The organism is Phaeobacter sp. LSS9, from assembly GCF_003443595.1.
In the GTDB taxonomy this organism is placed as follows: domain Bacteria; phylum Pseudomonadota; class Alphaproteobacteria; order Rhodobacterales; family Rhodobacteraceae; genus Phaeobacter; species Phaeobacter piscinae.
In genome coordinates this window covers 2,818,257-2,830,644 of record NZ_CP031956.1, presented here as the reverse complement: position 1 = coordinate 2,830,644, position 12,388 = coordinate 2,818,257, and the positions used below count along the sequence as shown (strand labels likewise).

Genomic DNA, 12,388 nt, shown 5'->3' with positions numbered 1-12,388 from the left:
CCCCGTGGCGATCAGCCCGCGCGCAGGAACACCGGCTGATCCGGCTGCGACATCTCCGGCATGTAGCGATAGCCGCCGCTGTCGAAATCCAGCAATGCCGCAGGATCGGTAAGCCGGTTCTGAATGATGTACCGCGCCATCGCGCCCCGCGCCCGTTTGGCGTAGAAGCTCACAACCTTGGGCGTGCCGTTCTTGTCTTCCATGAACACCGGCGTCACCACCCGCAGCTTCAGCGCATCACGATCCACGGCCCCGAAATATTCCTGGCTGGCACAGTTCACCAGCACATCGCTGCCCACGGCCTCCCCCTGCGCATTCAGCGCATCAGAGATCGCACGCCCCCAATAGTCATAAAGGGTCTTGCCCTGCTCGGTTTTCAGACGCGACCCCATCTCCAGCCGGTAGGCCTGCATCGCGTCCAACGGCCGCAACAGACCGTATAGGCCCGACAGAATGCGAAAGTGATCCTGCGCCCACCCCATTTCCTCCGGCTCCAGCGTCGCCGCCTCCAGCCCCTGATAGGTATCGCCCGCAAAGGCCAGCGCCGCCGGGCGAATGTGATCCGCGCCAGGATCAGCCGCAAACCTCTGGAACCGATCATAGTTCAGCTTTGCCAGATCCTCGCTGATATGCATCAGCTTCATCAGATCGGCGACCGACAGATCGCGCGCCACCGACGCCAGTTCCACCGCCGCGTCATGCATGGCGGGCCACGTCATCTCAACGTCGCGTTCGCTCCAGTCCAGCTTTTTCGCCGGAGAAGTCACTACCAGCATTTTCTGCCCCCGTTTGTTCTGGTCAAGACCTAGCCCGCGCCGCGCAGGACGTCCAGAAACGCCGCCGCAAAACGTTCGGCGCGGCGCTCCCCTAACAGCCTTGTGATCGCCATTTCGTCCTGTGGACGCATCTGCGCCAGTTTCGCAAGCTGCGCCGCAGAACAGCTGAGCGGTTTGTCGGTGCCGTCATCGCCCCGCGCGAGACGCGTCTGCGTCTCCATCAGCGCATCATAAAGCGATCCGGCGTCGCGCCCGGCCAACTTGCGCCGCATCGGATGCAGCGCCTCACTCTCGCCAGTGATCACCGCCAGGAATGCACTGCCATAGCGCTCCAGCTTCTTGGCGCCGACACCGCCAATCCGCGCCATTTTGTCCAGCGTATCGGGACGTGTTTCTGCCATCTCGATCAGGGTGCGATCCGGGAAAATGACATAGGCCGGCACTTTTTGCGCCTCCGCCAGCGCGCGGCGCTTGGCCTTCAGCGCCGACAGCAGCGGCGCATCCTCATCAGACACCAGCGCCTTCACCGCAGGGCTACGCTTGGCGGAGCTGATGGTATCGCGGCGCAGCGCAATCTCCTGTTCGCCGCGCAGCACCGGCAGCGCCGCTTCGGTCATCCGCAAGGCACCATGACGTTCGGGATCCGGGCGCACCAGATCATGCCCCATCATCTGCCGGAACACCGCCTGCCACTGCCGCTTGCCATATTCCTTGCCACAGGCGAAAACCGACAGGTCATCATGCCGCTTGTCGCGCACCCGGTCGGTGATATTGCCCACCAGAATGTCGATCAGATGCCCTGATCCATAGGTCTCATTCGTCCGCAGGATCGCCGACAGCGCCTTGCGCACCGCCGTGGTGCCATCAAACACATCCACCGGCTGGTCACACAGATCACAATTGCCACAAGGCTCAGCCTCCTCGCCGAAATAGGCCAGCAGGGTTTGCCGCCGACATTTCAGCGCCTCCGCCAGCCCCAGCAGTGCATTCAGCCGCGCGTGGTCGGCGCTGCGCCGCTCCGCAGGTGCCAGCCCTTCGTCAATCTGGCTGCGGCGCAGGCGAATATCCTCCGGCCCGAACAGGGTCAGCGTCTCAGCAGGCGCGCCATCCCGGCCACCACGACCGATTTCCTGATAATAGGCCTCGATGGATTTGGGCAGATCCGCATGAGCAACCCAGCGAATGTCTGGCTTGTCGATCCCCATGCCAAAGGCAACGGTTGCCACCACAATCAATCCATCCTCGCGGGCAAAGCGGGTCTCTACGCCGCGCCGATCCTCTGCGTCCATACCGCCATGATAATAGCAGGCCGCGTGCCCCGCCTCTCGCAGCCCCGCCGCCAGTGCTTCGGTCTTGGCGCGGGTGCCACAATAGACAATTCCGGACTGGCCTTTTCGCGCGGCCGCAAATTCCAAAATCTGTCGGCGCGGACTGTCTTTGGTGGCAAAGGCAAGATGGATATTGGGCCGATCAAAGCCCCGCAGAAAACTGCGCGGCGCCTCGCCATCAAACAGCTTCTCGACAATCTCTTCGCGGGTTTCCTGATCCGCCGTCGCGGTGAAGGCTGCCAAAGGAACATCCAAGGCACGTCGCAATTCCCCGATACGCAGGTAATCCGGGCGGAAATCATGGCCCCACTGGCTGACGCAATGCGCCTCATCCACCGCGATCAGGCTGACGCCGATACGTCGCAACATGCCCATCGCCGCCCCCGAGGCCAGACGCTCCGGCGCCATATACAGAAGCTTCAACCGCCCCTCCTCAATGGACTGCCAGACCGCTTCGGTCTCCTCCTCCGTATTGCCGGAGGTCAGCGCCCCGGCGGTCACGCCCACCTCCTGCAGTGCCCGCACCTGATCCCGCATCAGCGCAATCAATGGCGAGATCACAACGGTGACCCCCTCGCGCAGCAGTGCGGGCAGCTGGAAACACAGGGATTTGCCGCCGCCGGTTGGCATAATCGCCAGAACATTCTCGCCAGCCGTCACCGCATCAACGATCTCTTCCTGACCGGGGCGAAACCCGTCAAAGCCGAAGATCTCGCGCAACAGCGGTGTCGCATCGGTTGCGGACACGGCAGGTGACGTCGCACCACTGGGGGCGGTCATTTCCGGCGAAACTGCGGACATGGGGGCGGGTGGCCTCGTTTTTGTGATCTGCTCGTCGTACAGCCACAATCCCACAACCGGATTCAGGCGGCAAGTGCCAGACCCCCTATGCAGAACGCCGCATACAGAGAAAAAGACCGCCAGCGGCCCATGCCGTGGCGGTCCAACTGTAGATCGAGACGCGCATGATCTTTCTGACAAGCGGCGCCACGGCCTGTCGGCCTAGTAGAACATCGCGATGTTGTTGGTCAGAATGATCCGCAGCGCGTACACCGCGATCAACACCACCAGCGGCGCCAGATCCAGCCCCTGCATATTCGGCAGGATACGGCGAACGGGGGCATATAGCGGCTCTAACAAGCGGTTCAGACCATACCAGACCTGCGCCACAAATTGCTGATTGAGGTTCAGAACCTGAAAATTGATCAGCCAGCTCATGATCACATGGGCGATGATGAAGAACCAGACGATGTCCAGGATCAGCATCAGAATTTGAAACAGCGACAGCATCTCTTTGATTTCCCTTTTTGGAGCTTGTCCACAGGTAAGCGCGCCCGCGCAAAATCGCAAGACTGCCGCGAGGTTGCGGTTGACGTGCTGTAAACACATGGCAACACGGGCACATCACACAGGAGAGCGCGCCCATGTTTCCCATCGTCCGCCTGATCAAGGATCTTCTGGTTGCCAGACGGATGCCGCCGCTGGATCTCACCGAAACCCATGTCTCGCGCCATATCTGCTGGCCGTGGGATCTGGACATCTGGATGGAGCTGAACAACGGTCGTGCGATGACGCTCTATGATCTGGGCCGCACCATGCTGGCGCAGCGTGTCGGCCTGATCGGGGCTTTGCGCAGCCGTCGCTGGGGCATGACGGTTGCGGGCACCACCGTCCGGTTCCGCCGCCGCATTCGCGGGTTTGAACGGTTTGAGATGCGCAGCCGCGCGGTCGCCTGGGACGATCGCTTCATCTATCTGGAACAATCCATGTGGAAATCCAATGGTGACTGCGCCAGCCACGTGATGCTGCGCACCGCGATCACCGACGCCAAGGGGATCGTCTCGCCGCAGGAGGTGCTGAAAACCATCGGCCGCACCGACCGTGCCGCGCCGGAGATGCCCGATTGGATCAAGGCCTGGTGCGAGGCGGACGCAGGTCGCCCCTGGCCACCGATGATGCCGGCACAAACCGTGGCTTCCGGCGTGTCGGCTGCTGAGGACACGCTTGCCTAACCCCACACCGGCCTGTCATACCAAAAGGTAACGACAAAAGACCACGACAGGCATCGGGCGAGGGAAGACGAGGCATGACGCAGATTTCCATGCGCAAGCGCATCTGGGGCTGGTGGGCCTTTGACTGGGCCAGCCAGCCCTATCACACGCTGCTGGTGACCTTTGTCTTTGCGCCCTTCTTTGCAGCGGTGGCCGCCGATTATTACCTCACCCAAGGGCTGGCGGAGGAGGCCGCAAAGGCGCAGGCGCAAACCGTCTGGTCGATGTGCCTCACCATCACCGGGCTGCTGATTGGTCTTGGCGGGCCGTTCCTTGGCGCCCTTGCCGATATTTCCGGGCGTAAACTGCCGTGGATCATGGTCTTTTCGCTGATGTATATCATCGGCGCCTGGGGGCTGTGGTTCATGGATCCCGGCGGCGCGAACCTGTGGTGGATGCTCATCAGTTTTGGCTTTGGCTTCATCGGTGCGGAATTTGCGCTGATCTTCGTCAATGCGCAGCTGCCGTCGCTTGGCAGCAAGGAGGATATGGGCACCATCTCCGGCACCGGTTTTGCCATCGGATATCTTGGCGGGGTGATCGCGCTGTTTCTGATGCTGACGCTGTTTGTTGAGCAGGCCGACGGCAAGACCCTGATCGGCATCGATCCCATTCTGGGACTGGATGCAGCACTTCGCGAAGGCACCCGCGCCGCCGGTCCGCTGACAGCGATCTGGTTCGCGGTCTTCATCATCCCCTATTTCCGCTGGGTGCATGATGATGCCATCACCGGCACACGGGGCCGGTTTCGCGATGCCATCCGCTCCGTCGGACGCGCCATCGCCAACCTGCGCCACCGCGCCAGCCTGACCGGCTATCTGATTTCGTCGATGCTCTACCGTGATGCGCTGAACGGGCTTTATGCCTTTGGCGGAATTTACGCGCGGCTGGTGCTGGGCTGGGAAATCACCCTCATTGGTATCTTCGGTATCATCGCGGTGATCTCCTCGGCGCTGTTCAGCTGGCTGGGCGGTCTCGCAGATCGACGGTTTGGCCCGAAACCCGTTATCACCCTGTCGATCCTGATCCTAACGGCGGTGTGTTTTCTGGTCGTGAACATGTCGCGCGACCAGTTCTTTGGCGTCACCCTCGCTGCAGGCTCCGGCCTGCCTGACACGGTGTTCTTCGCCTGCGGCGTGCTGATCGGCGGCTTTGGTGGCATTCTGCAAGCCGCCAGCCGCAGTCTTATGGTGCGCCACACCACCCCGGAAAACGCCACGGAGGCCTTTGGCCTCTATGGTCTTTCGGGGCGCGCAACTGCCTTTCTTGCGCCTGCATTGATCGGCATCGCCACCACCCTGACCGGCAGCGCCCGCCTTGGGATTGCACCGGTCATTTTCCTGTTCATTATCGGACTCATCGTCCTGCGCTGGGTCAATGCAGAAGGAGACCAGAGTTGAAGTTCAGTCGATACATCACCCTCACCGCCCTCCTGTTAACCGCCTGCGGCCCCGCTGCAGACAGCCGCTCGCCCACCGTAAACCCGGTGGTCAGCCGCTCTGCCGATACAGGCGTGCCCGCAAAACAGCTGTTCGGGGCCAAGCGTAGCGGCTCAGCCCAGAAACCTGCGCCGCATGGCTCCTACGCCAAGGGCTGCGTCGCAGGCGCGGAACAGCTGCCCCAGACCGGCCCCACCTGGCAGGCCATGCGCCTGTCCCGAAATCGCAACTGGGGCCATCCCGAGACCATCGACTTCATCAAGGATCTGAGCCGTGTCGCCGCCCGCCAGAGCGGCTGGAACGGGCTTTATGTCGGCGACATCAGCCAGCCACGCGGCGGGCCGATGCTGTCGGGGCACCGCAGCCATCAGATGGGCATGGATGCCGATATCTGGATGCTGCCGGCCAAACGCCTCGATCTGTCCGTGGCCGAACGCGAGAAGATCTCCTCGATCTCTCTGCGCCGGGCGAAGGGCGCCTATACCAATTCCAACTGGACCCCTCAGCATCACGCCATCCTGCGCGCCGCCGCCAAGGATGATCGCGTCGCCCGGATCTTTGTCTTTCCGGGCGCCAAGGTGCAGATGTGCAACGACGAGAAAGGCAACCGCGACTGGCTGCGTAAAATCCGGCCCTGGTATGGCCACCACTACCACTTCCATGTGCGCCTGAAATGCCCGCCCGGTGCGCGCGGCTGCGTCAATCAGGATCCGCCTCCCCGCGGTGATGGCTGCGATGATGCCCGCCAATGGGTGAAGGACATCCTGAGCCCACCACCTCCAAAACCCCGCGACCCCAATGCGCCCAAGCCCAAGCCCCGGCGTGACTACACCCTATCGGATCTGCCACAGCAATGCGCCGTCGTTCTGCAATCAAACTGAGCCTCGGCGTCGCAACCGCCCTTGGCCTCGCTCTGACCGCGCTGGTGGCCTATCGCCCTGTCGCCTCCGCTGCCCAGCCCGGCGGGGCGCAGTTCATCGCGGCCTATCGCTGGACCCACCCGGCCAAATGGTTCGGGGGGTTCTCGGCGCTCTCCCTGTCACCGGACGGGCGGCAGATGACCGTGGTCAGCGACCGCGCCACCATCGTCACCGCCCGGATTGAGCGCAGCCCGGAGGCGATGCAACCGATCAAGGCGGTGACCCCGACCGAAGCCCACCGGCTGCGCGCCTCCGATGGCGCGCTCTTGCGCGGGCGCATCGTCGATGCCGAAGGTCTGGCCGTGGCGCGCGACGGCACTCTGTTCATCTCCTTTGAGGGGGTCTCGCGCGTGGCCCGCCACCGCCGGGGCGACAGCCGCGCCGAGGTCCTGCCGCGCCCCAAGGCTTTCCGCCGCCTGCCCCTGAATAAGGCGCTTGAAGCCTTGGCCATCGACACCAGGGGCCATCTCTACACCCTGCCGGAACGCGCCCTGACTGCGACGGGTGATATTCCGGTCTGGCGTTGGAACGGGACCCGCTGGGACCGCCCTTTCGTGCTGCCCAGCCGGGGCAATTTCCTCCCCGTGGGGGCGGATTTCGGGCCTGACGGGCGCTTCTACCTCTTGGAACGCAACTTCGGCCTGATCGGGTTTCGCAGCCGTCTGCGGCGCTGGGATCTCACGCCGGATGGCATCAGCGGTGAGGTTACCTTGCTGGAAACCGGCCTTGGGCTGCACGACAATCTGGAAGGCGTGTCGATCTGGCGCGATCAAAGTGGCGCGCTGCGTGCCACCATGGTCTCCGACGACAATTTCAAATCGCTGCAACGCACCGAACTGGTGGAATACCGGCTGCCTGACTAGGTCCTCACACGCCGCGCACCGGCATCAACACAGGTACCTACACCGGCACCAGCACAGGCGCGCGCCCTGACAAAACCCTTGCCCAAACCGCAGCTTTTCCGCTATTGGGCCTGATCTTTCGCATTGGCGAAACAAGTCTCCGCGACCTTGTCTAAAAAACGGACTGCAAAATGACACGCTCTTATCTTCCTGGCATTCTTGCCATGGCCGTCGTTGTGGTGGCCTCCAACATTCTGGTGCAATTCCTGTTCGGCCAATGGCTGACTTGGGGCGCCTTCACCTACCCCATCGCCTTTCTCGTCACTGACGTGACCAACCGCGTCTACGGCACCGGCCCCGCCCGCCGGGTGGTGCTGGCCGGTTTTGTCGTCGGCGTCATCTGCTCGCTGATCGGCACGCAGATCATGGGCGAATTCGGCCCGCTGGTGACCCTGCGCATCTCCATTGCCTCTGGTCTCGCGTTCCTCACCGCACAGCTGCTGGATGTCTCGATCTTTGCTGCCCTGCGCAATGGCGCCTGGTGGCGTGCGCCGCTGGCCTCCACCCTGATTGGGGCCTCCGTTGATACCGCGCTGTTCTTCAGCATCGCATTTTCCGGTGCGCTGGTCTGGCTGGAACCCGGCAATGACGTCAGCTGGGCCGGAGAAATGCTGCCGATTCTCGGCACTGGTCCTGTCGCCCCGCTCTGGGTCTCGCTCGCGGTGGCCGACTGGGGCGTAAAGGTGGCGCTGGCGCTGCTAGCTCTGGTGCCTTTCCGCCTGATCGTGGCCCTCCTGACCCGCGCCAAGGCGGCAGCCCACTGACCGCCCTGCTGACACCTGAACTGACATCATAAATAAGAACACTGCAGTTTTTATTTGGAGATCCGCCCGTTCCGTGCCACCATTAAAGGTAACGGAAACAAAGAGAAAAGGAGGTGATCCAGTGTCAAGAAAGGTATTGGAGCAAGGCGTAGCAACAACCGGAGCGGCGGGCCTCTGAGGCAGCCCTCTCTGGCAGCAGCCATCCGGCTGGGTCGCAGACCCTAACCTGCCTTTGCTCTTACAGACTTTCGGAAAGGGCCGCCTCGCAAGGGGCGGCCCTTTTTGCGTGGCGCAGAGCCCACAGTGACGGCACCACCCCGGCTTTCGCTTGGACCTCCCGGAACAGCGGCCTTATGCTCCCTCTCATGTTGCGTATCACCGACACCATCGCCCTGCAGGACTGGGAACTGACCGAAAGCTTCATGCGCGCCTCCGGCCCCGGCGGGCAGAACGTGAACAAGGTCTCCTCAGCCGTTGAACTGCGATTCGAGGCCGCACGCTCTCCGGCGCTCACGCCGGCGGTGAAGTCCCGCCTGAAACGACTGGCCGGGCGCCGCTGGACGAAAGAGGGCGCCATCATCCTGCAATGCGACGAAACCCGCTCGCAGCAACGCAATCGCGATCTGGTCCGTGAGCGGCTGGCCGAGCTGGTCCGTCAGGCTCTGGTCCCGCCAAAACGCCGCATCGCCACCAAACCCACGCGCGGCTCTGTGCGTCGCCGCCTTGATGCCAAACGCCAGCGCAGTGATGTCAAAGCGACGCGCGGTAAGATCGACCTCGACTAATACAGGCAATTGCACTGCCCGCCGCGCTCAGCCAAGCTGCCGCAAAGTCAATCGGGGAGAGAGCATATGCGGCTGGCAGGAAAATGCGCCATTGTAACCGGCGGGGCCTCGGGCTTTGGCGCCGGCATCACCACCAAATTCCTGGCAGAGGGCGCGCGGGTGATGATCGCGGATATCAACGGCGACGCCGCTGCTGCAGCTGCGTCCGGGGCCTGCGAAACCTATGGAGCAGACCGGGCCATCGCCCAGACCGTCGATGTCTCTGACCGCGCCTCAGTGGATCAGATGGCGCAGGCAGCGCTCAATCACTTTGGCCAGGTTGATATTCTGGTGAACAACGCCGGTATCAGCCACCTGCCCACCCCGCTCGAAGATGTCAGTGAAGACGACTTCGATCGCGTCTTTGCGGTGAATATGAAATCGGTCTATCTCACCGCCCGCGCGCTGGTGCCGCATATGAAATCCCGCCAGTCCGGCGCGATCCTCAACGTCGCCTCCACTGCCGGCATTTCTCCGCGCCCGAACCTCAACTGGTACAATGCCTCCAAGGGCTGGATGATCACCGCCACCCGCACCATGGCAGTGGAACTTGCGCCTGCAGGGGTGCGCGTCAATGCCATCAACCCGGTTGCGGGCGAAACCCCGCTGCTGAAAACCTTCATGGGGGAAGACACGCCGGAGCTGCGCGCGAAATTCCTCTCCACCATCCCCATCGGCCGCTTCTCCACCCCGGAGGATATGGGAAATGCCGCCTGCTACCTCTGTTCGGATGAGGCCAGCATGGTCACCGGCGTTGCCCTGGAAGTAGACGGCGGCCGCTGCATCTGACCACGGCCCTTGGCGGCAGGGCGGGCCCGTCTGTCATCTTTCCCCAAATACTCCCGCCGGAGGCCGCGCGCGCCAGCGCGCCCCTGCCACAGACCCGCACCAAGCCAACGACAAAGGACACGCCCATGCACCCCGGCCCCCTGAACCTGATCACCGATGTGCCCGGCCTCAAGGTCGGCAACGCCGAGGACCGGCAGTTGAAATCCGGCACGACGGTGCTGACTGCCGATCAGCCCTTCACCGCCGGGGTTCATGTCATGGGCGGAGCGCCGGGGACACGCGAAACCGATCTGCTGGCGCCGGACAAATCCGTCGCCCAGATTGATGCGCTGGTATTGTCGGGCGGATCCGCCTTCGGGCTGGATGCCTGCTCCGGTGTGGTTGCGGGGCTGCGCGCTGCCGGGCGCGGCTTTGCGGTTGGACCCGCCCGCGTGCCTATTGTGCCGGGTGCCATCCTCTTTGATCTGCTGAATGGCGGCGACAAGGGCTGGCCCGACAATCCCTATCCTGCCCTCGGCCGCGCCGCCTATGAGGCCGCAGACCACCAGTTTGCGCTTGGCACCGCCGGGGCGGGCACCGGCGCCCTCGCCGCGCGGGTGAAGGGCGGGCTTGGGTCGGCCTCCTTTGTGCTGCCGGATGGCACCACGGTGGGCGCCCTGGTGGCGGCCAATCCGCTTGGCTCCGTCACCACGCCGGGGGATCGCCATTTCTGGGCCGCCCCTTTTGAGATCGACGGCGAATTCGGCGGCGCGGGTGTGGATCCCGCCTCCGGCTTCACCACCCCCGCCCCCAGCCTGAAACTCGCCTCAATGCAGAAGCTGGCCGCCGACGCCGCGATCCCGGCAGAGGGCAGCAACACCACCATCGCCATCGTCGCCACCGATGCGCCGTTGACGAAATCGCAATGCCAGCGCCTTGCCATTGCTGCCCATGACGGGATCGGGCGGGCGATTGTTCCGGCCCATTCCCCCGGCGACGGCGATCTTGTGTTTGCCGTCAGCACCGGCGATCCGGGCGCGGCAATCACCGGTGGGGAACCCGGCGCTGATCTTGGCGAAATCGGCCACGCCGCCGCCCTCTGCCTCAGCCGCGCCATTGCCCGCGCCGCCGCCTTGGCCCGCCCGGAGCCCCGTGACCTGCTGCCCTGCTGGCAGGAGATTTGACCCCGCGGCCATCCCTCCCTTGACCTGACGCAGATCAGATACACTTCAACGCATTGAGCGTATAGCAGAGAGCGGACGCGGCAAAACGCCCGTTTGACTCTGCGCCGCATCACGCGCGTATTGATCAAGCCAACTCAATATTGGAGCAAGCGAAATGAAACTTCTGACTGCTGTAGCGGCCCTGGGCCTGATTGCGGCCCCTGCCTTTGCCGAAGGCGATGCCGACAAGGGCGAAAAGGGCTTCAACAAATGCAAATCCTGCCACATGGTTGTCTCCGACAGCGGTGACGTGATCATCAAGGGCGGCAAGACCGGCCCGAACCTCTGGGGCGTCGTCGGCCGCACCGCCGGCACCTATGAGGGCTACAAATACGGCAAGGACATGGTCGCCGCCGGCGAAGCAGGCCTGGCCTGGGACGAAGCCTCCTTCACCGCCTATACCGCCGACCCCAAAGCCTTCTTGCGCGACTACCTCGGCGACAAGAAAGCCAAGTCCAAAATGTCCTTCCGCCTGAAGAAAGGCGCCGAAGACATCTACGCGTTCCTTGCAATGCACGGTCCTGCTGATGCCGCCGACGCCGATGGCGAGGCCACCACGGAAGAGACCGCAACCAACTGATCCTTGGTCTGCAGACAAACTGGCAAAAGCCGCGCGCCCCCGGCCGCGGCTTTTCGCACAATTGATTTTCATATTTCTCTGCGATATTGACCGTCCCGCGCAGGCCTTTGGCCCCTGCATCCAGTAACCCGCCGATCCGGGCAGCCTCATTTGTGGGATTGATCTCCACCTGATGACCACCATATCTGCTCGATCCCGTGCGCCCGGCCCAATGGCTTGGCCGCCCGCCTCCTTGCTCAATCCTTGCGAGTTCCTGCAATGACCCACAAGATTCCCGCCTGGGTGAATGGCACCCTGACGCCAGTTGATAAGCTGGCCGCCCATGAACAGGGGCTGAAGCACAAGGCCGTCTCGGTCTTTGTGGTGAAGGGCGGCGAAATCCTGATGCAACGCCGCGCGCTCGGCAAATATCACACCCCCGGGCTCTGGGCGAACACCTGCTGCACCCACCCGCAATGGGGTGAGGCCTCCTCGGCCTGTGCGGTCCGCCGCATGGAAGAGGAACTCGGCATCACCGGGCTTTATCCTGAGTTCCGCCACCACCTGGAATACCGCGCCGATGTCGGCAACGGGCTGATCGAACATGAGGTGGTGGATGTCTTTCTCGCCCATGCGCACCGCGCGCCGGATCTCGCACCCAACCCCGAAGAAGTGATGGAGACACGCTGGGTCGACTATCACGACCTTCTGGCCGAGGTGCAGCGCCACCCGGATCGCTTTACCCCCTGGCTCAAGATTTATCTCAACAGCTACTCCGACGTGATCTTTGGCCCCGACCTCAGCCTCGGCAGCAATGAGGACGGGTAGACGCGC

13 protein-coding genes are annotated in these 12,388 nt (G+C 63.2%); 10 read left to right on the top strand and 3 right to left on the bottom strand.

What is annotated here, in order from left to right:
* Positions 1 to 11: 11 nt before the first annotated feature.
* The 3 genes from yaaA to D1820_RS13565 form a co-directional block, all read right to left on the bottom strand.
* Entirely contained in the window at positions 12 to 776 is a 765-nt protein-coding gene (yaaA, locus tag D1820_RS13575) for a peroxide stress protein YaaA (protein WP_118069423.1), read from the bottom strand.
* Positions 777 to 805: 29 nt separating this feature from the next.
* On the bottom strand, positions 806 to 2,884 hold the full coding sequence (recQ, locus tag D1820_RS13570; protein WP_205521413.1) for a DNA helicase RecQ: 2,079 nt from the start codon (positions 2,882 to 2,884) through the stop codon (positions 806 to 808).
* A gap of 222 nt (positions 2,885 to 3,106) precedes the next feature.
* Positions 3,107 to 3,394: a YggT family protein gene (locus tag D1820_RS13565; protein WP_014873231.1), complete on the bottom strand. Its 288-nt coding sequence runs from the start codon at positions 3,392 to 3,394 to the stop codon at positions 3,107 to 3,109.
* A gap of 134 nt (positions 3,395 to 3,528) precedes the next feature.
* Here D1820_RS13565 and D1820_RS13560 point away from each other — a divergent pair, with 134 nt between their 5' ends.
* From D1820_RS13560 to idi, 10 genes are all read left to right on the top strand, one after another.
* Positions 3,529 to 4,116, top strand: a complete 588-nt coding sequence (locus D1820_RS13560; protein ID WP_118069421.1) for an acyl-CoA thioesterase — start codon at positions 3,529 to 3,531, stop codon at positions 4,114 to 4,116.
* Positions 4,117 to 4,190: 74 nt separating this feature from the next.
* The gene (locus D1820_RS13555; protein WP_118069420.1) at positions 4,191 to 5,555 is read left to right on the top strand and encodes an MFS transporter; all 1,365 of its coding nucleotides are present in this window, start codon (positions 4,191 to 4,193) and stop codon (positions 5,553 to 5,555) included.
* Positions 5,552 to 6,475, top strand: a complete 924-nt coding sequence (gene mepA / locus D1820_RS13550; protein WP_118069419.1) for a penicillin-insensitive murein endopeptidase — start codon at positions 5,552 to 5,554, stop codon at positions 6,473 to 6,475. Before D1820_RS13555 ends, mepA begins: the two co-directional genes overlap by 4 nt.
* The gene (locus tag D1820_RS13545) at positions 6,448 to 7,377 is read left to right on the top strand and encodes an esterase-like activity of phytase family protein (protein WP_118069418.1); all 930 of its coding nucleotides are present in this window, start codon (positions 6,448 to 6,450) and stop codon (positions 7,375 to 7,377) included. The genes mepA and D1820_RS13545 overlap by 28 nt, the downstream gene beginning before the upstream one ends.
* Positions 7,378 to 7,547: 170 nt before the next feature.
* Positions 7,548 to 8,180 (top strand): queuosine precursor transporter, encoded by a 633-nt coding sequence (locus tag D1820_RS13540; RefSeq protein WP_118069417.1) that lies wholly within the window; start codon positions 7,548 to 7,550, stop codon positions 8,178 to 8,180.
* Positions 8,181 to 8,545: 365 nt separating this feature from the next.
* Complete coding sequence (arfB, locus tag D1820_RS13535; RefSeq protein WP_118069416.1) at positions 8,546 to 8,965, top strand: alternative ribosome rescue aminoacyl-tRNA hydrolase ArfB; 420 nt, start codon at positions 8,546 to 8,548, stop codon at positions 8,963 to 8,965.
* A 66-nt stretch (positions 8,966 to 9,031) separates the two neighbouring features.
* Positions 9,032 to 9,793 carry an SDR family oxidoreductase gene (locus D1820_RS13530; RefSeq protein ID WP_118069415.1) on the top strand — a complete coding sequence of 254 codons (762 nt, stop codon included), beginning with the start codon at positions 9,032 to 9,034 and terminating at the stop codon, positions 9,791 to 9,793.
* A 125-nt stretch (positions 9,794 to 9,918) separates the two neighbouring features.
* Positions 9,919 to 10,956, top strand: coding sequence for a P1 family peptidase (locus D1820_RS13525; protein ID WP_118069414.1), 1,038 nt, complete (start codon positions 9,919 to 9,921; stop codon positions 10,954 to 10,956).
* A gap of 154 nt (positions 10,957 to 11,110) precedes the next feature.
* Positions 11,111 to 11,575: a cytochrome c family protein gene (locus D1820_RS13520; protein WP_096870335.1), complete on the top strand. Its 465-nt coding sequence runs from the start codon at positions 11,111 to 11,113 to the stop codon at positions 11,573 to 11,575.
* A 258-nt stretch (positions 11,576 to 11,833) separates the two neighbouring features.
* Entirely contained in the window at positions 11,834 to 12,382 is a 549-nt protein-coding gene (gene idi, locus D1820_RS13515; protein ID WP_040171699.1) for an isopentenyl-diphosphate Delta-isomerase, read from the top strand.
* Positions 12,383 to 12,388: the final 6 nt, after the last annotated feature.